Source organism: Sphingomonas sp. PWP1-2 (assembly GCF_049898305.1).
GTDB classification, from domain to species: domain Bacteria; phylum Pseudomonadota; class Alphaproteobacteria; order Sphingomonadales; family Sphingomonadaceae; genus Sphingomonas; species Sphingomonas glacialis.
Genome location: NZ_JAFCXM010000004.1, coordinates 431,850 through 455,304 on the forward strand (window position 1 = coordinate 431,850; position 23,455 = coordinate 455,304).

A 23,455-nucleotide genomic window follows, 5' to 3' on the forward strand; every position below is an offset into this window, starting at 1 on the left:
CGGACGAAAACCACCCGTTCATCTAAAATCTAGGCTGAAACGAAAACAGGCCCGAAGGCCTGTGATCATGCTTTCCCCTAAAGGAAAACTGGAGCGGGCGAAGGGATTCGAACCCTCGACCCCAACCTTGGCAACGCGGCCTGGCCATTTTCGCCGCAGCTTCTTTTGGTACGCTATAGTGCTCTAAAGCACTGTTATATATACATTAAACTTGTAGAAAGGCTACGCTTCCGTATCCTGCTCATACCCGTCGAATTCCACTCATTTGCTTCCCCCATGCTTCCCCGGCCGCCGCCAAAATCTCGGGGAAGCAGATTCGCGGAGAAATCGGGTGGACGTTGCAGGAGTTGGAGATGAGCAAAATTACCAAACGTGTCGTCGATGCGTTGCGCGCGGACAGCGAGCGCGATGTCTTCGCCTGGGACGGCGAACTCAAAGGCTTTGGAATTCGCGTGAAGCCCTCAGGCGTGAAAAGTTTTCTTATCCAGTACAGAAATGGGGAAGGCCGCACGCGGCGCCTGGTTCTTGGCCAATATGGAGCTTTAACACCGGACAACGCTCGCAACATCGCCCGTCAAAAGCTGGCCGCCGTCGCAGAAGGTGACGATCCTTCTGAGACACGTCACGTTGCTCGGGCCGGTATAACCGTTGCTGAGGTCTGTGACTGGTATCTGGAAGAAGCAACGATCGGCCGAATTCTTGGACGCAGCCGACGCCCGATCAAAGCCTCGACGCTCGAGAGCGATAGAAGCCGCATCGAGACACATATTAAACCGGTCATCGGCTTCCGGTCGGTCGCGGGGCTCACCCGGCGCGAAATCGAGATTTTTCAGGCCGATGTCGCAACCGGGAAGTTGGCAGCTAAGCGAAGCAAAGGGCGGGGTGGGAGGCCTACTGGCGGTTCCGGCGTCGCAAGTCGGACGATCGGCACCCTCAGAAGCCTGTTCGGCCACGCCACCCATTCGGGTATCATTTTGGCCAATCCGGCGCAGGGGGTCCGGCAACTCGCGTCAGAATTCCGGCCGCGAAGGCTATCAATCGAGGACCTGCAGCAACTCGGTAAAGCCATGCGGGATGCCGCTGCGGAAGGAGATCACCCTATTGGTCTGGGCGCGATTCGACTGATGCTGCTGACAGGCTTCCGACGGATGGAAGTGCTCAGTCTCAAGCGCATTTGGTGCAGTCGGCGAGATAATTGCGTACTCTTTCCAGACACCAAGAGCGGTGCCCAGGTCCGCGTGATCGGCAAGGCTGCGACGGAAACGATAAACAGTTTGCCTCAGAAGGAGGGCTCGCCATTCGTGTTTCCCGCAGATTGGGGAGACGGCCATTTCATTGGCGTCGTTCGCGTGCTTGATCGCGTCTGCGCGCGGGCGGGGCTGGAGGGCGTGACGCCCCACGTCCTCCGCCACACGTTCGCAAGCGTCGCGGGCGATCTTGGTTTTACGGAACTGACGATCGCCGGTCTTCTCGGCCACTCCGCGCGCGGGGTCACCCAAGGATACATTCACCTAGACACTGCCTTGGTGATCGCTGCCAACAAGGTCGCTCTGGAGCTCTCAAAAATTCTGGACGGGACTGCGGTCAAGCGCCGCGGTCGTATTCACCAGGTCTGACTAGTATAAGCCTGATCCAGCCTCCCGGTCAGTGGTGACAGTTACCGCCAGCCGGTGCGCGATGAAATGCCCCGCCCAACCAAGTTTACAATTTACGGGGCAAGACTGTCCACCGGTTAGGGTGTGGAGGGGCTATTGCATCCGAACCTGCTCAAAAAAAAGAGCGGATAAGCATTGTCGCCGATTTGACATATCGGCTGTCGTGATTCACGTTGGCAATGTTGCTCGGAGCCGGAAGTTACAGAAATTAAGGCTTTTTCCGATACGCCAGATCGAACTGGTTGGTGTTCACAGGTTGGCACCACCCGCAACGCCTAGAGAGGATGATCGAATGTTTGGGGAGTGTGATGAAAGCCTGATTATGACACCGATCCGCCTGATAAACGGGTCGTGACCGGCCACTATGCCGACTAAACAAAAGTTGTAACTGTCCACGCAGCAATCGTGAGAAATTGGACTGCAACGACATCATCGGGACGCGGAGCAGCACCGGCGGGTTGGGGCCGCCCCTGCCCGTGATTGAAATGCGATGTCACGTTTGGCGATTGCCGACACGTTCGTAGAACACGCTCGAATATCCTCCAATCAGGATCAACTCTACGATAATCTTCAGCAGTGCTGCCGTGACATGAAAATTCGGTACTTCGCGCTTCTGCACCATGTGGATTTCGCAACGTCCAATTCGGACGTCGTACGATTACATAACTATCCTGACTCCTGGCAGGGCTGGTTTGACGAAAACAAACTCGGGACATCAGATCCCATCCTCCGTGCGAGCCATTCGGCGAGTATCGGCTTTGCATGGTCCGCGGTTCCTCAAATGATCAAACTGACCGCCACAGATCGTAGCGTGCTCTCGCAGGCCAAAATTGTCGGCATCGGCGACGGTTTTACCGTTCCGGCGCACGTGCCGGGAGAAATCAACGGCTCTTGCTCGTTCGCGGTAATGGCTGGTGAAGAGTTTCCTCAGCAGCTGTATGGAATCGCGCAGCTTATTGGAGGGTTCGCGTTTGAAGCCGCGAGGCGCATTTCCCATAGCCGCGATATTTGGATTGATGGACGCGTGACGCTTACAGACCGCCAAGTCGACTGCGTCCTTTGGGCGGCACGCGGCAAGACCGATTACGAGATATCCATAATCCTAGGCATCAGTCACGAAACCGTGAACCAGCACCTCAAAATGGCTCGCGAGCGCTACGGTGTGCAAAAGCGCACGATGCTTGCGGTACGCGCACTTTTCGACGGTCTGATCAGCTTTTCGGATATTCTCAAGCACTGATACCCCCATTCCTTGGTATATCCCGCCCGTCGCCAATGGTGAAGTTGAGCGCCTCCACAATCGGAGGCTCTCATGGTTTCACTGCTCAATTCCACCCTCGTAGATAGAGAGGATGCGGCGCTACGCGCGATGTTCGCGGCGCGCAAAAGCGTCTTCGTCGATCTTCTCAAATGGGATCTGCCGGTTGCCGGCGGTGCGTTCGAAATCGATCAGTTCGATGACGAACATGCCCGCTACCTGATCCTGCTCGGGAACGGTGGCCAGCATCTTGCCTCGACCCGTCTCCTGCCGACCGACCGGCCGCACATCCTCGACAGCCTGTTTCCCGAGCTGTGCGAACGCCCGGTGCCAAAGGACGCGTTTAGCTTCGAAATCACCCGCTTTTGTATCGACCGCTCGTTACGCACTGCGGAGCGCCGTGCTGCACGTGATCAGTTGATCACAGGAATGGTCGAGAACGCCCTGGTCGAGGGCATGCGTCGGTTCACTGCCGTTACCGACATGGGCTTTCTCCAGCAGATCCTGAGTTTCGGATGGGACTGCAGCCCGCTCGGCCTGCCCGTGCCCAGTCGAAGCGGAATGATCGGCGCGCTCGAGATCCGGATTTCGGATGACACGCCCTCCCTCCTCGCTCGCGCGGGTATCTGGTCCCCGGTTCCAAACCGCCAAACCCTCACCCAGCGCGCCACAGGCGCGAAAGGATAAGTCATGCCAATCAATGACCTTACACCGCCCGAGGGCTTCGATGCCGCGTCCGCCGCGCTCACCAGCGAAGGCTGGTGCCTCCTTCCCGGTCTGATGCCAGACATCCATGTCACCGGTCTTGCAGCTGATCTCGATCCAGTTTTCGATGCCACGCCGTTCTGCCAAGGCGACTTCTACGGCAACAAGACCAAGCGCTTCGGCAGCCTCCTGAAGCGCTCAGGGCACACCGCCACTTTCGTGCAGCACCCCTTGATCATGGCGCTCGTCCAGCAGGTGCTCGGGTCCTTTTGCGATACGATCCAACTGAACCTAGCTCAGGCAATCGAACTCCATCCGGGGGCACCGGTCCAGTTTCCGCATCGCGATCAGGATATGTGGCAAGGCCCGAAGGGGGAGATCGAATATCTCGTCAACGTGATGTGGCCGCTGACCCCGTTCACGCGGGCAAACGGTGGGACGCTAATTTATCCCGGCACACACGGAGCGGCGGCCTTGGAGCAGGCAATGCCGGAGGATTATTTGGTCGCTGCCTGCGATCCCGGAGCTGCAATCGTGTTTTTGGGTTCGACGCTCCACGGCGCCGGAGCCAACCAGACGACCGCCACCCGCCGGGCAGTTGTCATCAGCTACTGTCTTGGCTGGCTAAAGCCCTACGAAAATCAATGGCTCGCGTACCCACCCGCTACTGCGCGCCACTTCTCGCCCGACCTCGCCGCGCTCGTTGGATACGCCCAGCATCGGCCGAACCTAGGAAATTATGAGGGTGTTTCGCCCGCTATATTGCTCGAAGACTCGGTGCCAGATCACATTGCAGCGATCGACGCGCTGCGTCCCGAGCAAGTCGAAGTCGTTGCCGCGCACCGCGAGCTTCACGAATGTGATGGTGATGACCTATGAGTCCGGTTCAAGCCATGGAGCGCAGCTACGTAGCACTGAAGCAAATGCTGCGCGTCGGGGCCTTCGTTCCCGGCGCGCGGCTTGAGGCCAATCGCCTCGCGGACGATATCGGCGTTAGCATGACCCCGGTGCGGGATGCGCTCCACCGACTGGCGGGCGAAGGTCTTGTCGAGGCTCATAGTGGCGACGGATTTCGCGTGCCTCGCATGTCGGAGGGCGCATTGCGGGCTTTGTACGAGTGGAATTCCGCGATCGTATCAATGGCGTTACGCAGTACGCCGCACGATCGAGTAATCGCGGCCGTCAGGGACACCTTAGCGATGGCAGCGGGAGCGGATCGAACGGCGGAACTATTCGATCGCATTGCCTCCACTGCGCCGAATGAAGAGCTTTGCAACGCTATCCTCGCCGCCAATGATCGACTTCACGCTTTTCGAAAACTCGAAGACCAAGTTCTCGAGCCGATTGCGACGGAGTTGGCGGACATGGTCGGTGCTGAACATAGCCAACCTCAGTCTATCAGACGCTATCATCTTCGACGAATGCGGGCGGCGTCGCAGCTTGTCCGAGTGCGCGAGCGGACGTGACGCTGCCTCGATTATAATACGATTATAAACTTCTTATAATCTCAGCTTCGATCGATCCTTGGCTAGTCGCACTAACGCGACATCCAAGGAGAATGACCATGGACCGTGAAGCAAACGAGACCGTCGAGCTCATCGATCTCGGCGTCGCCAGCGTCGAAACCCAGGGTTTCGATGTCGGCAAGATCGACGGTGCTGGCTACCAGCCGCTCACCGGCCTGTCGGACGATTGATCCGACCGTACCGGCGCGGTGCAATGCCGTGCCGGTACATCGTGAGCCGAGGAAAAGCCTTAGGGATGATCCACCGGATTTTGCCACATGCGACCGCATGCATCGCGGGAGACGCCATCATCCTGCTCGATGTCAGGCAGGACCGGTATTTCCGCGTCCCATCGCAGAGCGTTGAGCTGATGGCGGCGTGGCTCAGAGATCGCCACACCTCACCGCCACCTGCGGTGGAACAACTGCTCCGCGCCAACGGCATCGCGCGCACAGGCGATCCGGAGTACTCCCACGCTGTCGGCGAAACCGTTAGGATTCCCACTGACCTGCTTTCGCCATGCTGGAGAACCGCAGAGGCGGACGCGCGATACAGCTCCGTTGCTACCGCAGTGGCGTCAACTTGGCTGAGCTTGCGTCTACGGGCATTGCAGCCGGTTCTAACGGATCATGCGCACGTGACGTCCCCGCGGCGTCCGATCGACTCGAGATATCTCAACGACCGTTGCGCGACTTTCGCCCGGTCGCGCCCCTACAGTCCATTCCCTCGAAACTGCCTGCTGGACACCTTGTCGCTCGATCGCTGGTTGGGAGAGGACGCGCGCGATTGCCGCATCGTCTTCGGTGTCACTGCTGCCCCGTTCACGGCGCACTGCTGGCTTCAATCGCCGCATACGGTTTTGAACGACAGCTATGATCATGTTTCTCGCTACACACCGATCCTCACGGCATGAACATTGCGCCCTATCTGGTGATGGTGACGCCGATCGGTTCTATGCGGTCGCTCCGTCTCGCGCAATTCTGCCGGTCTTTGGAAGAGACGCATCGCCTAGCGGTGCTACACGACGACGATGAACTGCTTGTTCTCGGGGCTGAGAATGCACCCCGTTTAAACTTGCCTGATGGAGGCCTGGTGTGGGGCCATCTCTTCGCCAGCGGGAGTTCGACAAAAGTCGTCGCACAGACACCGCCGACGCCACTAACCGAACCCGCGCCAGACTTCGTGCGCCAATACTGGGGTGGCTATCTTGCCATTCGACGCCAATCAACCGGCATCGAGGTGCTGCGCGATCCCTCGGGCGAGATACCCTGTTATCTGGCAGAGATTGACGGCACGCACGTCGTGACCTCGCAACCGCATTTGTTGTTTGATGCCGGGTTGCTAACCGTCGAGTTCGATTGGACGATCATCGCTCAGGCGCTAGCATTTCGCGATCTCAAACCCGCGCGCACGGCCCTACGAGGCGTAAGTGAAGTGCTGCCGGGCATTACTGCACTTTTCGAGAACGGCCGGATAACGATGCGCTGTGTCTGGTCGCCTTGGGACTTTACGCGCTCGTCCGACGAAATCTGCGACTCGACCGTCGCCGCGGTGGAGGTCAAGGCTACTGCCCGTCAGTGCGTGTCTGCATGGGGCGGCTGCTACCAGCGCGCGGTTGTCGAAATATCGGGTGGTCTCGACTCCGCAATCGTGGCGGCGGCCCTCGCGCTCGATGGGCGCGATCCTGCATGCCTCAACTTCTGGCCCGCCTCCGGAGATCCTGACGAACGGCCGTATGCGCGGGCCATCGCCGGCGAGCTCGGTCTGCCCTTACGCGAAGAGCGGCTCGACGAGGCATCTGTCGATTTGAGACTGTCTCAAGCGAGCGACTCACCCCGCGCCTGCGCTCGTACGTTCGCGCAAGCCATGGATCGCGCCAGTCGCGATTTGGGGACCGAGATTGGTACGGACGCGTATTTTAGCGGTGGCGGCGGCGACAACGTGTTTTGTTACGTGCAATCGGTGTTGCCCGTCATCGACCGATTTCGTCGGCTCGGCCTTGGCCGCGGACTACTGCGCACAATCGACGACGCCGCGCAGCTGGCTCAAGTGACGGTGTGGGAAGTTATGGTTTCTACGGCGCGGCGGATGCGGCGCGCCGATCCCCGTTTGCCGACGCCTCGTCGGAATCGCTTCTTCACTGCCGATGCATGTGCCGACCTTCCATGGCCGGCCGATAATCCGTGGCTCGAAGCGCCCGCAGAAACGCTCCCGGGCAAGGCCCGCCATATCTGGTCGCTGATCAGTATCCATAATCATCTTGAGGGGTATGGGCGCCTCTCAGATGCACCGATCATATCTCCCCTTCTGTCACAGCCGCTCGTCGAACTCTGTCTGCGCATTCCGAGTTGGCTGTGGATCGAAGCCGGCCGCAATCGTGCTGTCGCCAGAAACGCGTTCGCCGATATCCTGCCGCCTTCTGTCATTGCGCGTCGCAGCAAGGGCGGCTTCGATGGTTTCGGGGCAGCGTTGATCGATAGCAATCGAGCGTTACTGCGCGAGATGTTGCTTGACGGCGAGCTCGCCCGTCACAAGCTGATCGACACGACCGCGGTTCAGCGTACGCTCGAGCGTCCAATCGCCAATGGCGAAGTGATCGTTGAATTGCTCGCGCTAGTCGATCTCGAAGCGTGGATCGTCGCTTGGCGTGATCGGCGGCCTCTTTCTCAAGTCGCTGGCGCTTGATCGAGCCGCGTCTTCATGTCTGTCCAACGCCTGAGCTCTGGGCGTCGCGCTGGGTCTTCACTCCAGCGATCGCGCAACCAGAAATCGAACCAGGCGAGACTTCGCTCGTAGACCGCGAGCCGATGGGCTGGGTGCCATTTCAGGTGATGCTCGTCGGGGAAAACGAACACATCAACAGGAGCGGCGGCGCGCTTGAACGCGGCATATGCTTCAAGCCCGAACCGGTACTCCATATCGGGAACCTGGATCAGCAGCGGCGTGCGCCATGTGGCCGCGTGCGCCGCCATCGACATTGGATCCCAGAAGTCGGCATGCCCTAAACCCGGTGGCGGATACCCCCATGCGAGCGTTGCATCGCCATAGGCTAGTCCGACCACGAACAGCCCGCTTGGCTCGTCGCAGCAAGAGCTGATGGCGGCAGCCGCAAAGCGGGAAGAATGATTTAGCGCAAATTGCGCGGTCGTCGCACCATCGCTCATGCCAGTCAGACCAACGCGGTGCGGATCGGCGACGCCCCGGGAAATGACCGCGTCAACGCCGACTTCGAGCGCATCGACAATCTCGCGGCGCTCTGCCCAGTTGGCGATGTTGACGCGCTGCAGTGCGTTCAAGTCAGGCGCGGTTGCCGTTCCGGGCAGTGGCGCGGGCCGCTGAAAGCTGAGCACCGCATAGCCGTGAGCGGCAAGCAAATGGATAGGATATTCGTCACCCGTGCCGCCGCGAAGAAAGCCGCGACTGATATATTGTGTGACGATCAGAGGATGGCGCTGCCCGGGCTGGTGATCAGGCGGCAGGACGAGATCGCCGTATGTCGCGATACCGTTTGAAGTGTGCCAGGTCATTCGTTCGACGTGACCAAGTTTCAGGCTCGCAAACGCCAGATTTGGATTAAACACTGTCGTTCGCCTGCCGGTCGCCGGATCGATTGCAACGATCTCGCGCGGCCGACTGGCTCCCTCCTGGGCACAGATGAGGCGGACATTGGCAAGCTGGCAGCCGAACAGCGCGTCTTCCGTTTCGAGGATCCTGCGCGGGGCCGGTTCGACGTCGGTCCGCCAGCGATACAGCGTGATCTTGCCACCGTTGTCGGGCGCTCCAGCGCGCATGAACAGCAAGGTCTCACGGTCGATCCACCACAGCGCGCCGACACGATCGCCGCAGATGCTGCTTGGGCAGGAAAGAGGCTTTCCGCCCCTCTCTACGTGCAGAGCCGCAGGACCGAACGGAAGTTCGGGATCGTTGAGCGCAATCCAAGCACGCATACCAGAGCGAGATAATTTGCTCGAGATAGTGCTTGGGTTCGCTGCACCCGGCTTGCCGATCTTGCGCGTTTGCCCCGAATGGGCATCGACGGTCACTTCGGAGAAAACTAGCGGAAGCGGCGGTCGCGGTCTGTCTTCCGACAGCGTCCAGAAGCGCTCGTCGAAATGGTATCCAGATCGGCCCTCTTGCTCGATCGATTTGCGTCCAGCATCTAGCGACGGACGGATCGTCACGATGAAAGATCGACCATCGGTCGACCATCGAACGGCGAGCGCATCCGTGCCGAGAGAAGCGATTTGCCGTGCCGGGCGGCCGTCAAGGCCGACGCGCCATATCCGTGTTTGGCCCCGGTCGCGGCGTAAGTACGCAAGCGTGCGCCCGTCGGACGACCAGACCGGCGCTGGCGACCGCGTTCCACCGCTCGGGATCGCCGGCACGCCGCGAATGTCGCTGGTCGATTGGATGAACTCGCCGCCAACATCCAGCACGCGCGGCGACGCGTTACCGTCCAGAGCTACGAGCACGACGCCAAAGCAGTAGGTGTCAGCATCCGGGTCAGCACGACGCATGATCAGCGACGCAAATTTGCCGTTTGGCGATACGCTGAACGCTTGTGTTCCGACCGCATTGTCCATCGCGCCAAAGTCGCGAAGCCCGACGATATCACGAGCAGTGATGTCCCGCTGCGCAGGGCTTGGGGCAGCAGGGGCGCTGAGGGCGGCGGCACAGGCGCGCGCGGCCGCACCGGCAGTTGGGATCGCAGCGGCAAGAATAGCTGCGACCCCCGTAATGATTCTGGTCTTCACCACGCTTTCGTGATTTGCAGCGAGATTAAGCGGCCGAGCGGGCTGGCGTTCTCGGGATCGTAGCCGTTGGTATTTTGCCCAACGATGTAAGCAATGGTCGGTGGTGCACCGTCGAACAGGTTGCTTGCATTGAACGTGACGCGCACGCCCTTAAACGCGCCGTCGGACCTGCTAAACCGGTAGCCGACATTCAGATCGAAGGTGGTCCACGAGGAGACGGGCTGCGCCGGGGTGACCGTTTTATTGGTATATCCTCCAACGTAGTTGACGAAGCCCGCCACGTTCCAGTGCGTCGAGTTCCATGTTGCGTGGCCGCGCAAGCGCAGGTCGACGGGATTGCCGGCGGTGTCGAGGATGTTGGTCAGTGGCGCGGTAGCAGTCAGTCCTTGGCGGATGTAGAATATGTGCGTGCCGACGACGCCGACATCAGCGCGTCCCTCAGCGGCATCGAACCCATAGCCCAGATCGAAATCGATCCCGGTCTGGTTGAGCACCGACAGATTTTGGGTTCGTGCATCGACCACCGCGACGATGGGTGCGGTTGCAGGAATGCCGAGCAAATCGAGATAGATTGGGGACGCAAACAATTCGGCGACGCGCGCGGCGGACGGGTTGGCCTCGGTGACTGGGGCATAGACGCTGCGGTTGACCAGATAGCTGGTCAGCTGCGAGGCGATTGACGCGATCCGGTCGCGATACTGGACGTTGAAGTAGGTCACGCCGGCATGCAGGCCAGGCAAGACCGCCGGTTTCAGATCGGCACCGAGCGACCAAGTCGTGGCGCGCTCGGGCCGCAAGTTCGGATCGTTGCCGCGAATGACGATGAGGTTGGACGTGCCAGTCGTCGACTGAGGGTCAGCCACCGTGAAGGCGAAGATCGCCATCGATCCCGGGTCCTGCCGTAGCTCTTGCGACAGCGGCGCGCGGAACGATTTGCCATAGCTTCCCCGGATCGTCAGGCCAGCGAACGGTTCCCAACTAAAGCCAAACTTCGGGTTCGTGGTGTTCCCGAAGTCGCTGTAGTTTTCGGCGCGAAGTGCGGCCGAAAGATCGAGCCGGCGAAATAGCGGGATTGCCGCTTCCTGACCAAAGACGGGCACGAGGAGTTCCCCATACGCCGCCTTGATTGTCCGTGGTCCCTGTAGCGGGACCACGTTGAGCGGGATCGGCGTCAAGGCCGAGACGTCGTTGACGCCAGTGCCCGGTCGATACCGATCCTGCCGATACTCGCCGCCGACAGCGAGGCGCACTTCTCCGGCTGGTAGCGCGAACAATGGCCCATCAGCACGTGTGGTCAGCGCCCAGACGATCCCGTCATAGTCTTGCGACAGAGACCCGCGCACTTTCGCGATCGTCGCCGGATTGGTCGATGGTCCGTCACCGAAAAGGTTATAGGCGGTCGCTGGATTGGTGTCGGCGAGCGATACGGCCAATCGAGCCGTATTGACACGATTGATGTCATCGTAATGCTCAGCTTGGCGCCCCCAAGTACCGTGCGCATCGATTGACCAACGGCCGATGTCTGCCGCAAGCCCCGCGCTGCCGCCATAAGCGGTGACCTTGCCGCGATAGCGCTCCGCACCCAGATCACGAACGAAGCTATATTGCACGCCGACCGGCAAGTGCGTGCCGATGGGATCGACGTAGAAGGGGTTCGTGACCGGCACGGTTCGCCGCGAATCCGCGCTCGATCGAAGGGCCTGATCGAAATTGCGGATCGAGAGGAGACCGCGCGCATAAAAGCGTAGATGCGGAAACAGCTCCTGACTGGCTGCGGCGAAGACTGAGTGACGCCGCTGGTCGGGCAACAGGTCGGTCATGAACTGGCTGTTGCCGGTGTTGGTCGTGCCCGGCGTCAGTTGCGCTGCTGTAAGGCCGACTCCGTTTTGACCAGCAGGGATCGCAAAGGTCCGGCCGCCCGCGTAGATCGTTCCGGGACTGGCGTAGGCGACGCGGCGATCAGGGCCGCCGAAGGCGCGAAGATCGTCGGTCGCGTAGTGTCGGTCGCCCGCATGCAATGCGTCGCGCTTGTAGAATTCATAGGCGATCATGAAGCGGCCACTCGACCATTTCGTGCCGAGCAATTGGCTCGCCTGATACTCTTGAGCATCGCCATCGGCAGTCCCGATGCGAAAACTGGTCTCTGCGCCGGTAAAGGTGAGCCGGGGAATGATATTGACTACGCCGGCGACAGCGTCCGAGCCGTAGATTGCGGAAGCGCCGTCCGGCACGATTTCGACGCGCTCGATTGCCGATGATGGAATCATCGACAAGTCCGCGAAGGTACCGGTGTTACCGCCAAGCGGAGGCCGATCGCCGTTGAGCAAGACGAGTGTCGAGCTTTGGCCAAGGCCGCGCAGGTTGACGCCAGCACCACGCGCGGCATTCCCGCCGCCGATACCAGTGGATGCCGTGCCAGTATTCTCGTTGGCGCCGCCAGCGAAGTTCTGCGGGATCGACTGGGCGATCTGCTGCGTCGTGGTGTATCCGCTCTGCTCGATCGCTCTCCGGTCGATGGTCACCATTTCGGAGCCGACTGGCGCTCGCCCGCGAATGCGGGTTCCGGTGACAAGGATGTCGTTGCCGTCCTGGGGTTCGTCATTTTCGCTTGAACGGTCGCGCTGGATCACCAGCGTTTTGCCGATGGGCTCGGCATGCAGCGCAGTTCCGCGCAGGAGTACGGCAATGGCTTCGGCGGCGGTGTAACGTCCCTTCACTGCGGGCGCCTGCACACCATCGGTCAGCGCCGAGGGCGCGACGACTTGCCGGCCTGAGACCAGGGCAATCTGCTGGAGTGCCTGCCCGAGATTTTGCGGAGCGATATCGTAATCCCGCGCGGCCTCATTCTGCGCATAGGCCGGGGTCGCGGCTGCGATCGCCGCTGTGGTGGTGAGCATCCAAATTGCGGCGCGCTGCATAGTGAGTAGTCCCCCTGAATCGGGCCGCTTGTGCGGCTCAGGGGGTCAGACAACGATGCATCGCCTAACCCCCCGAAAATCTTCGGGAGGTCACGAGCGCGAATTCATCGAGGTTGGAGGACAAGGTCTCCGTTCGAAGCATGCTCGACGCGGAGCGCGAAGGCAGCGGCGAGGGCGGCGCCTAATTCATCGACGGGCAAGGGATGGAAGGCCCCAGTTACTCTTAGGTTCCTGAGCGCGGGATCACCGATCCGAATCTTGATCTTTGAATAGCGGTTGGTTTGATCGAGTACCTCCGACAGCCGCGCACCGTCAAACGTCAGCATGCCCGCGACCCATTGGTCTTCGCCGTGGAGGGTCGGCTGGACCAGCGGCGTCTCCTTGCCCGCGACTGTGCGAAACGATTGCCCGACCTTTAGACGTGCGACTGGTCCTGATGTCGGCCGCGATACCGTCCCGGAACCGACATCGATGGCACCGCGCAGCAGCGAGACTTTCATCCCGTTGCCGCTCAAGCTGACGTCGAAGATCGTGCCCCTCGCGGTCACTGTCCGGCCGGCGGCTTCGACGATGAAGGGGCGAGCCGCATCATGCGCGACCTCGAAGCGAGCGCGCCCGCGGATCAGCCGCACAACACGGACCGACCTTGAGAATGCGACTTCGACCAAACTGTCAGTGTCGAGCGTAACCGTCGAACCGTCCTTGAGATGCTTCTCCCGGATTTGGCCGACCGGCGTTGATAAAGGCGGACCAGCGAGCGCGAACTGCGACGGCTGTGAAGCGCCGTTAAGCGCAAACAGTGATCCGACAATCAGAAGAATGGCCAGCGCCGCGCCAGCAAACGCGTAGCGCGGCAACGGCAGCGCGAAACTCCAGCGCTGTTTAGGGGTAAGCTGGCGCGCATGGCCCATCTCGGTGGTGCGCAGCGCCCCCGCCAGCGCCCAATGATCTTCGAACCGGGTGTAGGCATGGGCGTGCCGTGGATCGCGTTGGCGCCAGCGTCCGAACTCGGCACGGTAGCGTTCGGCGTCCGCACCCCGCATACGCTCGAACCACACAGCCGCTTCTTGGCGAACGGCTTCGTCGTTCCCCCCGTCGGTTGGCAGCATCAAGGCTGACCCATGCAGCGATCGATATGGACGAGCGCCTTGTGCATCTGTTTCTCGACGCCCTTGACCGACAGGCCGGTCACCGCTGCGATCTCCTTATAGCTGAGCCCGTCCAGGCGATGCGCCATGAAAATCTCCCGAGTCTTCGGTTTGAGCTTCCTCATAGCAGCTTCGAGACGTGCCAGGCCATCGCGCGCCTCCAAACGCTTCACCTCGCACGCGGCAGGCACGGGCTGATCCGCAATATCGACATGAGCAGCATCACAATGCCGGATCGCCACTTTGGCGCGATTGCGCAGCAGATTGCGGGCGATGGTTCGAAGATATGCTTCCGGCTGGGCGATAAAGCCTCCCTTGAGCGCTTCGCTGCTGGACAGGCGGATGAAAGTCTCTTGGACGAGATCGTTGGCATCATCGGGACTGGCGCGATAACGCGCGAAGAAGCGCATCAGGATATGGCGCTGGTCGCGGTACAACATTTCCAGCTCGACGGGAGCGCGTACCGAATCGGAGGCGACAGACTTCGGATCGGGCAAGGGCGCGGGCATGCCGGTCACCGGATTTCTGAACAAGGAAAGAGCATCGCCTGCCTCCAAACTGCGAGACAAGCGAGCACTGAAGCCGGGCGTTGAGAACAAGTTTGGGAACCTGCGCTGGCGCCTTTAGCTGCGAACAGCCTGAACATACGCACCAGCCACCCGGACACACAGGTGCCCGATTCATTTCCGCCCAAACGAGGTTCTCACGCCTCGGCGTCACCCGACAGGTTACGCGGGTATGATACTAAGCCGACCCAGAGTCGCATTGCAAGGCGGCAGACGAACGGCCGTTCGCTTTACCCCCCATTCTTTGGGATACCGCGAGAAGCGCAGAGTTTTCATTGTTTTAGCCCGTGTTGTCCGACAGAACGGTCGCACGTGGCGAGGCTCATCATGATCGAGATCAACCTGCTGCGATATGCCTTGGCCGCCGCCGACACCGGCAGCTTCAGCCGTGCCGCCGACACTTTTGGTATCAAACAATCGACGCTGAGCAAACGCGTTCATTATCTCGAGGCGCGGCTGGGGCTGCCGCTGTTCCTGCGCTCGCCGCGAGGCGTCGTTCCAACGTCTTCCAGCAAACGCTTTTTCACCATGGCGCGACGTATTCTTGACGACGTAGATGCGCTGGCCGGCGCGTCGCGCGCGCTTGCAAAGGGGGACGCTGGCCGATTGCGCCTCGGCTTTTGCGGGTCGCTTACTACTGGCGACCTCTCGGCCGCACTGGCAAGCTATCGCGTCGCCTTCCCGGATATTGAAATCGAGGCTCGCGAAAGTGGACGAACGAGGCTGCTCAATGGGCTCGAAGGAGACGAAATCGACGTGGCGGTCCTTGCGGGACGCCCGGAACGCATAGGCGTTCAGTCGCTCTCCTTCTGGAAGGAGCCGCTGACGATCGCCTTACCCGCTGGCAATCCGCTTGCCGATCGAGCGCCACTGTATTGGTCTGATTTTCGGGATTATGGCTTCGTGGTCACGGCAAACGACCCCGGACCGGATATCGCCGCGATGATCATAGCGCGATTGTCAGCGCCAGGTCATCGCCCATCGATCATCTCGCAGGACGTCAGCCGCGAGAATTTAGCCCAGTTCGGGAGTATTGGACACCTGCCGGTCATGGCTGGCGCAGCGCCCGACCTGATAGTCGTTCCCAGCTCCCACAGCTATCACGAAATCCATGATGCTTCCGGACCAACCGCGCTCGACCAAGGGGTGCACTGGCGGCGCTCGAATACCAATCCTGTTCTCAAATGCTTTCTACAGCATCTGTCGCAACGATACGCGCGGCCAATTCCTCGCACCTAAATGTGATACGAGCTTACCCGCTCAATCAGTCTGCGTGGTCAAATGTCTTCTGGATCATATGTTCGAAGGGCCGTCACGGGGGAGATCGTGACGGCCCCTCCCGCAGCCGACGCAGCGCTGGGGGCGGGCGCGCGCCGACGCGGATCCCGTATTACCGAATGCTGGTGATCACATTTGTCGCCTGATTGCCGGTCGCGGTGGCAACGAGTTGATTGCCGCTCAGGGTCAGCGCGCTGCGTGTGAGCGCCCCGACCTGACTAGCGTAACTCGCGCCGGTCACTTGCGCGGTGATGGCACCGCTATTCGACTGAACATTGGCGACAGCAGCGGTAGGCAATCGGCCTAGCGCCGAGACACTTGCCGCGTTGGACGCAACGTTGCCGAACGCCGCCGCGGAAGCGATGTTTCCGGTAACACCAATCGTCGACAAGACCGCCGGAACGTCTGGGCTGTTCAGCGGCGCAGGCGCGCTAATCGCGACGGCCCTTACAGATCCCAGGTTGGTCTGTCTGTTCAGCAGAGCGGCCTGGGCCGACACATCCGATCCGTATCGGCCAGCGTAAACGGTCGGGACTGAACTGGGATTGTTCGCGCCCGCTAGCGAGACGGCATTATCCGCGACGTTGCCGCGAGCAAGCGCAGCGGTCGTGTTGGTATCGATGGGAAGTGCGCTATCGTAAACGCCTGCGCTTGCGCCGGACTTTGAAACGCCCGCGATCGTGGTTCCGGCGGTTGCGGAAACGCTTGCTACGCTCATTTGGGTGCTGGTGAGCACCGCGCTTCGAGCATCTCCACTGGCGGCACTTGCGGTTAGCGCGTTGATGGCCTGATTGGCGGTTGCGTCGGCTCGTGTCAGGTTACCGGTCACGCGCAAGGTGGAGGCATCGAGACCTTGCACGCCGCCCACGCCTTTAGGCAGGGTGGTACTGTCCGCCGTGGCGCTACCGCTGGCGAACTGCTGGTTGGCCAGCGACTGGTCACCGGTCGCATATGGCGGGCCGTAGACATTCATCGAGCCGATGGCATCGAAACCGGTCAGCGACACTGCAACGGTGGCGCTAACTACCAGCTTATTGTCGACGTCATTGATAACCGCGACGCTTTGGTTGGCATTGCCGGAGACTGTCGCATTCGAGTGCGTCAACGATCCACCGTTCGCAACGAGCCTCATAGCAGATGTGGCATGGACATCGGCCTGACCGAATTGAATCGAGGAAACGGCTGCACCGGCGGCTGGCCCGTTATCGGCGGAAATCGACGTCGCTGAAAGCGTAAGCGCGTTCGAGGCTGTATTGGCTACGGCGGTGGCGCGCTGCGTGTTGTCGGACAGCGAGACGCTGGAGTCATCGAGGCCGCCATAGCCATTGACAACGAATTTGCCGTAGATCGCGCTGGAGATCTGGGTCAGTGGAGCACCGAGTCCGATCGGATGACCGATCGACTGGTCATTTGCCAGCGCGAGCGTGGCGGCAGCGCCGTAGCCGCTGCCGATCGAACCGGCCACCGCGTCGGTATGGCCGCTGTCATTGCCCAACGTGTTGACCGACAGGCTCATCTCATTGGCGGCGACATTGCCGATCGACGTCGCGGTCGCAGTGTTTCGCTCCACTGCAAGGCTGGAGCTAGTGACTGGGCCGAGCGACGCGATGACTGCCCCACCGCGCGCCGTGGTCGAGCCAATCGCAGTCTCGACATTGCCCTCACCACGCTGAACGTTGTTGAGGTCGGCACCTGACCGCAGCAAGCCAGCGTTAACGGCAAGACTGTTCGTCGCGTCGTTACCCGTGGCGGCATTCGCCGCAACATTGCCCGAGACGGCGATCGTCGAGTCTTTGATCCGGTCGGCTAGCGAAGCGGTAAAAGATGGCGATGACTGCTGCGCATTGACGCCGCCCGAGCCATAGTCCTGCACATTCTGGACACTGAGTCCGGCGGTCGTGCTGGCATTGCCATAGTCGCCGATCTGCGCGGTGCCGACCGGGGTCAGCCCGGGATCGCCGCCACCGGGCGTGTTCGTTGCATCACCGAGCTGGTTGGCTTTGACACTCAGCGCGTTACCCACGGCGAGATTGCCTGTAGCAGCTGTACGCACAGAATTACCGGCATAGACGACCGCGGCGCTTTCGACGTTGCCATCGACAAACAGGTCGACGCCTCCGCCGGCTCTTGAGCCGACGCTTGCCTCGCCGATCCGCTGGACGTTGGTTATGTTCGCGATCGGGCCTGATCGACCATATGCGCTGGCTCCAACCGTACTGATGTCGAGATCAGCGCGGTTGCCTGACTGATTGCCGATGGCAGTGGACGAAACGGAATTGTCTTTGGCATTCAACGAAGCGTTCGTGAGGTCTCCCCTGGCCGAGACCTGCGGAACGATTAGCCGCGATTGATCACCGGCAGTCGACGTAATGTTGCCGCCGAGTGATTGAACGCTGAGAACGCCGAAAGCCGCGCCCACTGCCGCATCGCCGTCGCCGGTCGCGGGCACCATGGATGCAATGCCGGCACTGACCGGCAGTGAGGCACGGACCAGCTTCGCGCTCAGCGCATTATCGACCGCATTGCCGTAGCTGGTAGCACGCACGAGATTCGCACTGACATCGAGCGTGCTAGCATCGACGAATCGCGTCGAAAGCGCTGGCAGGCCGCTCGACGTTGCGCTGACAGATGAGGCGGCGTCGGTCTTCTGAACGCTGACAATGCCAGCGCCGCTATCGCTCGACACACCGGCGAGCGTGATGGCATTGGCCCCGTCATTCCCAAGGGCTGCCGCGCTTTGAGTATTGGCTGTCAAAGCAAGCTTACTGACGCTGACCGAGCCGGTTCCGAGGGCAGTGTTGGCGGTGCTGGACGTCGCGCTGACATGGGCACCCCGCAGGCTCTGGTGATTGACGACGGCCACGCCAGCGTCGGCCACAGCGTGATCGTCGCCCGCGCGAAGCTTCGTTGGGCCGTGTTCTAAAGTCAGATCGAGCGGATCGAGCAAAAGCGATTGGTCGGCCCGATTGGAACGGGCGGTGGCGGTCGTCACTTTGCCTGTTACGCTCACGGATGAAGAAAGGACTGGTTCGCTGCTGATCACTTGCGCGGTGTCATTGGCCTGATCGGTATTTGATGCGCTGCGTCGACCGTTACTCGTCGCCGTACTGGCGTTGTCGGTCGCGCTGGACGTCGCGCCCGCGACAGTGGGGGAATTGGCCTGAGCCGTTTGGCTCCCAGCGTTGCCCGTCGCGGTCGCGGTAACGGCGCAATTGTTCTGCTGAGCGATAGAGGTATTGTAGACCAGTGCCGTGTAATAGCCGCTGCGTCGTTTCGCGATCAGGTCAAGGATTGCCGCCTGATTGGCGCGATCGGCGGTCGTCCTAAATTGCCAGCCAAGACTTTCGCCGTAATTGTTCGCAAGCGCGCCGTCCGATATTGAGCTTAGTACTGCAGCAGCGATGGTTGTGATAATCACGCGCTGTCGGACGCTATTACGATGTTCGCCCGACGAGTTTTTCGAATTCAACATATGATAGATCCCCGTGGCCGACCGCGACATGCGGTTTGGTGTTGGGGGCCATCAAAGGGGACACAAAAGCAGTTGCTGCAACACCTACGTTAGATGTTCGCAGCGTAGCGTAGAACGACAAAGGATCGGCGACGGCCTGAGGTGAAAACAACCCTGTTTGCTTAAAGAAAATTTGCCGAGTCGGCGTACTTTGCGATCGTAAACGTCTGCGTATCCGAACTCAAAAGATGTCTTTAAGCGCAAGACCCGAACGCACACTATTGCGAGCCGTCATAGACACCCTATTGCAGGGTCAACGTGGAATATCATTCCTTCAAGTTGCGCCACTATCACCGCTGCCCGGGTGGGTTTGATCCGGACAACGAGGTTGGGAAAGCGCGCGGCCAGATCGGCAGGAAGGCCAACCCCCGTTTGAAGAATGAGCGGAACTCCGTGTTCCACCAGATATTCCACGACGGGTGAAATATCCCCATCGACCAGATTTACATCGAGGATCGCTGCAACGACGGGACGGCTCTCAAGCAGCGCCAAAGCTTCTTTGATACTCGCAGCCGGACCGACCACTTCGCCGTCCGCATCCTCTACCGCCATGGCGAGGTCCAGCGCGATGAACGGTTGATCCTCTGCGATCAGGACGGCCGAGCGATTGAGCAAATATAATACCAACTCGGCGAAAGCGTCGCCTGAATTGCTTTGAACCCATTAGGAAGCAAGCCGTTCCGCCGCGGCTGAAAGATGCACAGTCAACCCCTCCGGGTTCCAGTCGTAAGCCAATTGCCCATCGAGCTGACCGTTGATGCTGCGGCGCGCCAGCAGACTGCCAAATCCTTCGCGTGCGGGCGGCCCTTTGACGACCGGGCCACCTTGTTCCGCCCATGTCAATTCGAGCCGCTCTTTCTTGACGTCCCAAGAAATATCAACCCGCCCACCCAGTTTTGAGAATGCTCCATATTTTGCAGCATTCGTGGCCAGCTCATGCAGGACCATTGCCAGACTCGTAACGGCGTCCCCGCTTATAGGAACCACCGGCCCCTTGAACACCGCGCGACTTTCGCCGTTTGCGTCGGTCGTTTCGATGTGCGGGCGTAAGACCGTCTCGACGATATCGGCGAGGGTCGTTTCCGGCTTGTCCGCGCCAGCGCCAAGTCGGCGTGGTCGGACGAGTTGATGGGCGCTTGCCATAGCACCCAAGCGCCCCTGAATGGTCGCGGCCATATCCTCCGGCGTGGTTGCCGATCGCGCGCTTAAGGATACCACGCCGCCGGTGATGGCAAACAGGTTTTTGACGCGGTGGTCCATCTCCAGCAGTAACAATTCCTGTTGTTCGTCGTGGCGCTTGCGGTCGCTTATATCAAGGAAAATTACACCCAGTTTCAATCCCGAGCCGTCATCGAAGCGAAAGGCAAATGCTTCGAGCACTCGCCCCCGTGTAATAAGCTCGCGCTCAAACCGCACCGGCTCTCCGGTTGCCCAGACCTTATCGTAAATATCGAACCATTCCTGGGACTCTTCAGGAACGACTTCCCGGATCGTCTTGCCGACGACGTCTCCGATCCCGCTTTGCTGTTCGAAACCCGGATTGGCGGAAAGATAACAAAAATCGCTCAGTTGACCAAGCTGGGTATCGACCTTCATCAACGTGCAGAAACCCTCGTCGATATTATCGAACAGCATCTGAAATTTGGCCTCGCTAGCGCGAACGGCTTCGTCCGCAGCCTGGCGATCTGTAATGTCGACGAACGTCAGCACCACGCCGTCGATGACATTATCAACCGTGCGGTATGGCCGTATCCTAAGGATAAAAGTCGCCTTCGTGTCTTGAATCGTGACCTGACGTTCGATCGAAGATAGCTTGCGCAGTACGGTTTTGACATCGCGTTGGAGGTCGCGGTAGTCGAGCAAGGTGACGATTTCGGTGATCGGTCGCCCAACATCGGCGTCACGCAGATGGAAAACCTCGTTCACCCCGCGCGTAAAGCGACGAACGCGAAGGCTGTCATCCAGGAATAGCGTCGCGATTTCGGTGCTTTCGAGCAAGTTCGACAAGTCGCTATTTAGAAAAGTTAGCTGCTCGTTTTTGCTACCAATTTCGGTATTGATCGTTTGTAGTTCCTCGTTGATGGATTGCATTTCCTCCTTGGCAGTCTCAAGCTCCTCGTTTGACGATTGCAGTTCTTCATTTACGGATTGATATTCCTCGTTTGAGGATTTCATCTCTTCGTTGGCGGTCTCGAGTTCATCGATCGTCGATTGGAGTTGAGTCCGCGTTGTGCGCAGCTCCTGCTGTAACGATTGCAGGTGTTCGACCGACTCTCCGCTGGCGTCGCCGCCTTTCCCAGCCCCGACGCCGGCGTCCTGCAGGGCGAGGACGACGAATTCCGCTTCGGGTCCCTGTTCGGCAAGACGTTCGGCGATCATGCTGACGAGGCGGGGTTTGCCGTCGATGCGGATCGGCACGTCGTCGCGTCGCACGGGCTCGGTTCCGCTCCGTACTTGCTGCAGCACTTCGCGCGCCGATGGCCGGAGCGCTTTGCGCAGAATATCGAACAGCGCCAGGCTCGCCGCGCCCGGCGACGGCTCCAGATATTGCCCCACCGAACCGCCCGAAAAACGCACGATCCGGTTTGAGCGGTCGAGCAGCAGATGCGGCGGGTTGTGCTTTTCCATTACGCGACGCACGCTTTTATCCAGCATTTCATCGTTCGGCGAAGACTTGGCATCGGACGGAACGCGCTCTGTCATCCGATTGCTGGTCGAGAATGGCGGCAGCGACGCGGTCGGAACATCGCGACGTTCAAAAATGCGATGCTTCTTGTCCGTCACGCTGAACAGCTTTGTCGCGCGCGTGACCGATTCCGATGATCCAAGAAATAATTTTCCACCAATCTTCAAGCCGTAGTGGAAGGTCCGCATCAACCGTTCCTGCATCGAGGGCTCGAGGTATATCAGCAGATTGCGACAGGAGATAAGATCGAGCTTGGAAAACGGGGGGTGCTTGATTGCGCTATGAACAGAGAAAATGCACATCTCGCGAATTTCCGGGATGACGCAACAATCGTCGCCCTCGACCGTGAACCATCGTTCGGAGCGCTCGGGCGACAGCCCCGCAATCGGCTTTCGATAGCGTCCTAGTCGTGCGACCGTGATCGCCCGTTCGTCTAGATCGGTGCCGAATATCTGCACCTTTGGTCGCGGTCGCCGCGTATCCATAGCTTCGCGTAGCAGGATCGCGATCGTATAGGCTTCTTCGCCCGTCGCGCAGCCCGGAACCCAGACGCGAACTTCCTCGCCCGCGTTCTTTCCTATCATCAGTCCTTTGAGAACGGTCTCATTCAGCGCATCGAATGCGTTTTTATCGCGGAAAAACTGCGTTACGCTAATCAACACCTCGCGGAGCAGCATATCGAGTTCTTCGGGATGTTTGGTCAGCCGATTCATATACGCTTCGAGCGTCTCGAGCTGGAGTACCTGCATTCGGCGCTGAAGCCGGCGCACCAAGGTCTTTTCCTTATACTCGCTGAAATCGTAGCCAGTATGCGCATGCAATGCGTTCAAGATCGATGAGAGGTGCGGTATCGCGTCCTGCCGGACACCATCGTCGTCCTTGCCATCGGCGACTTTCGCCAGATGCGCGCGGTAGGAGCGAATGCGCTCAGGCATCGCCTCGACCGCAAGCACATCATCGACCAGTCCCGTGTTCGCGGCGCTTTGTGGCATTCCCGGCATGGCGTGACGGTCATACTCAGCTTGTGCGAGGGTCAATCCGCCGTGCTCCTTCACCGCGGTAACGCCTAAGGCACCGTCGCTCCCTGTTCCCGACAGGATGATGCAAACGGCGCTTTCGCCAGCATCTTCGGCCAGCGACTGGAAGAAGGTGTCGATCGGGCGACGCCGCTCGCGCGGTGGTGCGGGCTTGACGATCTTGAGACGACCGTTGTTGATTGTCATCGTCGAATCCGGCGGAATTACAAAGACACAGTTCGGTTTGACCTCGACGCCATCAACGGCCTCGATCACGCCCATTTGGGTCGACCTGCCAAGCAGTTCCGCCAACATGCTTTTGTGATCGGGCGACAGGTGTTGGACCAGCACGAACGCCATGCCGGTATCCGCCGGCATTTTGGTGAAGAAGCTGGTGAATGCTTCAAGGCCGCCGGCGGAAGCGCCGATGCCAACTGTCAGGAACACGTGTGGGT

Annotated in this window: 16 protein-coding genes; 9 read left to right on the plus strand and 7 right to left on the minus strand. The window is 60.0% G+C overall.

Features of this window, described 5'->3' with window-relative positions; all coding sequences use genetic code 11:
- The first annotated feature begins 353 nt into the window (after positions 1–353).
- From ACP7C5_RS13085 to ACP7C5_RS13120, 8 genes are all read left to right on the plus strand, one after another.
- The gene (locus ACP7C5_RS13085; RefSeq protein WP_426264574.1) at positions 354–1,616 is read left to right on the plus strand and encodes an integrase arm-type DNA-binding domain-containing protein; all 1,263 of its coding nucleotides are present in this window, start codon (positions 354–356) and stop codon (positions 1,614–1,616) included.
- A gap of 529 nt (positions 1,617–2,145) precedes the next feature.
- Positions 2,146–2,895, plus strand: a complete 750-nt coding sequence (locus ACP7C5_RS13090; RefSeq protein WP_426264575.1) for a helix-turn-helix transcriptional regulator — start codon at positions 2,146–2,148, stop codon at positions 2,893–2,895.
- Positions 2,896–2,967: 72 nt separating this feature from the next.
- Entirely contained in the window at positions 2,968–3,600 is a 633-nt protein-coding gene (locus ACP7C5_RS13095) for an acyl-homoserine-lactone synthase (RefSeq protein ID WP_426264576.1), read from the plus strand.
- A gap of 3 nt (positions 3,601–3,603) precedes the next feature.
- Positions 3,604–4,497, plus strand: coding sequence for a phytanoyl-CoA dioxygenase family protein (locus tag ACP7C5_RS13100; RefSeq protein ID WP_426264577.1), 894 nt, complete (start codon positions 3,604–3,606; stop codon positions 4,495–4,497).
- The gene (locus tag ACP7C5_RS13105) at positions 4,494–5,084 is read left to right on the plus strand and encodes a GntR family transcriptional regulator (RefSeq protein WP_426264578.1); all 591 of its coding nucleotides are present in this window, start codon (positions 4,494–4,496) and stop codon (positions 5,082–5,084) included. Before ACP7C5_RS13100 ends, ACP7C5_RS13105 begins: the two co-directional genes overlap by 4 nt.
- Positions 5,085–5,182: 98 nt before the next feature.
- A complete protein-coding gene (locus ACP7C5_RS13110; protein ID WP_426264579.1) occupies positions 5,183–5,314 on the plus strand; it encodes a benenodin family lasso peptide in 132 nt (43 codons plus the stop codon).
- Positions 5,315–5,379: 65 nt separating this feature from the next.
- A complete protein-coding gene (locus ACP7C5_RS13115) occupies positions 5,380–6,036 on the plus strand; it encodes a lasso peptide biosynthesis B2 protein (RefSeq protein ID WP_426264580.1) in 657 nt (218 codons plus the stop codon).
- The gene (locus ACP7C5_RS13120) at positions 6,033–7,808 is read left to right on the plus strand and encodes an asparagine synthase-related protein (protein WP_426264581.1); all 1,776 of its coding nucleotides are present in this window, start codon (positions 6,033–6,035) and stop codon (positions 7,806–7,808) included. Before ACP7C5_RS13115 ends, ACP7C5_RS13120 begins: the two co-directional genes overlap by 4 nt.
- Here ACP7C5_RS13120 and ACP7C5_RS13125 read toward each other — a convergent pair.
- The 4 genes from ACP7C5_RS13125 to ACP7C5_RS13140 all read right to left on the minus strand — a co-directional run bounded on the left by ACP7C5_RS13125 (position 7,790) and on the right by ACP7C5_RS13140 (position 14,452).
- Complete coding sequence (locus tag ACP7C5_RS13125) at positions 7,790–9,877, minus strand: Atxe2 family lasso peptide isopeptidase (RefSeq protein ID WP_426264582.1); 2,088 nt, start codon at positions 9,875–9,877, stop codon at positions 7,790–7,792. The genes ACP7C5_RS13120 and ACP7C5_RS13125 overlap by 19 nt on opposite strands.
- A complete protein-coding gene (locus tag ACP7C5_RS13130; RefSeq protein ID WP_426264583.1) occupies positions 9,874–12,795 on the minus strand; it encodes a TonB-dependent receptor in 2,922 nt (973 codons plus the stop codon). The genes ACP7C5_RS13125 and ACP7C5_RS13130 overlap by 4 nt, the downstream gene beginning before the upstream one ends.
- 104 nt (positions 12,796–12,899) lie before the next feature.
- Entirely contained in the window at positions 12,900–13,904 is a 1,005-nt protein-coding gene (locus tag ACP7C5_RS13135; RefSeq protein ID WP_426264584.1) for a FecR family protein, read from the minus strand.
- The gene (locus tag ACP7C5_RS13140; RefSeq protein WP_426264624.1) at positions 13,904–14,452 is read right to left on the minus strand and encodes an RNA polymerase sigma factor; all 549 of its coding nucleotides are present in this window, start codon (positions 14,450–14,452) and stop codon (positions 13,904–13,906) included. The genes ACP7C5_RS13135 and ACP7C5_RS13140 overlap by 1 nt, the downstream gene beginning before the upstream one ends.
- 384 nt (positions 14,453–14,836) lie before the next feature.
- Between ACP7C5_RS13140 and ACP7C5_RS13145 the strand changes: the two genes are divergently transcribed.
- Positions 14,837–15,748, plus strand: coding sequence for a LysR substrate-binding domain-containing protein (locus ACP7C5_RS13145; RefSeq protein WP_426264585.1), 912 nt, complete (start codon positions 14,837–14,839; stop codon positions 15,746–15,748).
- A 151-nt stretch (positions 15,749–15,899) separates the two neighbouring features.
- On the opposite strand, the gene ACP7C5_RS13150 is transcribed toward ACP7C5_RS13145, so the two are convergent.
- From ACP7C5_RS13150 to ACP7C5_RS13160, 3 genes are all read right to left on the minus strand, one after another.
- A complete protein-coding gene (locus ACP7C5_RS13150; protein ID WP_426264586.1) occupies positions 15,900–19,259 on the minus strand; it encodes a beta strand repeat-containing protein in 3,360 nt (1,119 codons plus the stop codon).
- Positions 19,260–19,529: 270 nt separating this feature from the next.
- A complete protein-coding gene (locus tag ACP7C5_RS13155; RefSeq protein ID WP_426264587.1) occupies positions 19,530–19,913 on the minus strand; it encodes a response regulator in 384 nt (127 codons plus the stop codon).
- 48 nt (positions 19,914–19,961) lie between these two features.
- The gene (locus ACP7C5_RS13160; RefSeq protein WP_426264588.1) at positions 19,962–23,447 is read right to left on the minus strand and encodes a chemotaxis protein CheB; all 3,486 of its coding nucleotides are present in this window, start codon (positions 23,445–23,447) and stop codon (positions 19,962–19,964) included.
- Positions 23,448–23,455 lie beyond the last annotated feature (8 nt).

What these genes read in the sequence shown, in the direction of transcription:
- ACP7C5_RS13085 (WP_426264574.1), top strand. Translation starts at nt 354, where the DNA reads ATGAGCAAAATTACCAAACGTGTCGTCGATGCGTTGCGCGCGGACAGC.
- ACP7C5_RS13090 (WP_426264575.1), top strand. Translation starts at nt 2,146, where the DNA reads ATGTCACGTTTGGCGATTGCCGACACGTTCGTAGAACACGCTCGAATA.
- ACP7C5_RS13095 (WP_426264576.1), top strand. Translation starts at nt 2,968, where the DNA reads ATGGTTTCACTGCTCAATTCCACCCTCGTAGATAGAGAGGATGCGGCG.
- ACP7C5_RS13100 (WP_426264577.1), top strand. Translation starts at nt 3,604, where the DNA reads ATGCCAATCAATGACCTTACACCGCCCGAGGGCTTCGATGCCGCGTCC.
- ACP7C5_RS13105 (WP_426264578.1), top strand. Translation starts at nt 4,494, where the DNA reads ATGAGTCCGGTTCAAGCCATGGAGCGCAGCTACGTAGCACTGAAGCAA.
- ACP7C5_RS13110 (WP_426264579.1), top strand. Translation starts at nt 5,183, where the DNA reads ATGGACCGTGAAGCAAACGAGACCGTCGAGCTCATCGATCTCGGCGTC.
- ACP7C5_RS13115 (WP_426264580.1), top strand. Translation starts at nt 5,380, where the DNA reads ATGATCCACCGGATTTTGCCACATGCGACCGCATGCATCGCGGGAGAC.
- ACP7C5_RS13120 (WP_426264581.1), top strand. Translation starts at nt 6,033, where the DNA reads ATGAACATTGCGCCCTATCTGGTGATGGTGACGCCGATCGGTTCTATG.
- ACP7C5_RS13130 (WP_426264583.1), bottom strand. Translation starts at nt 12,795, where the DNA reads ATGCAGCGCGCCGCAATTTGGATGCTCACCACCACAGCGGCGATCGCA.
- ACP7C5_RS13135 (WP_426264584.1), bottom strand. Translation starts at nt 13,904, where the DNA reads ATGCTGCCAACCGACGGGGGGAACGACGAAGCCGTTCGCCAAGAAGCG.
- ACP7C5_RS13140 (WP_426264624.1), bottom strand. Translation starts at nt 14,452, where the DNA reads ATGCCCGCGCCCTTGCCCGATCCGAAGTCTGTCGCCTCCGATTCGGTA.
- ACP7C5_RS13145 (WP_426264585.1), top strand. Translation starts at nt 14,837, where the DNA reads ATGATCGAGATCAACCTGCTGCGATATGCCTTGGCCGCCGCCGACACC.
- ACP7C5_RS13150 (WP_426264586.1), bottom strand. Translation starts at nt 19,259, where the DNA reads ATGTTGAATTCGAAAAACTCGTCGGGCGAACATCGTAATAGCGTCCGA.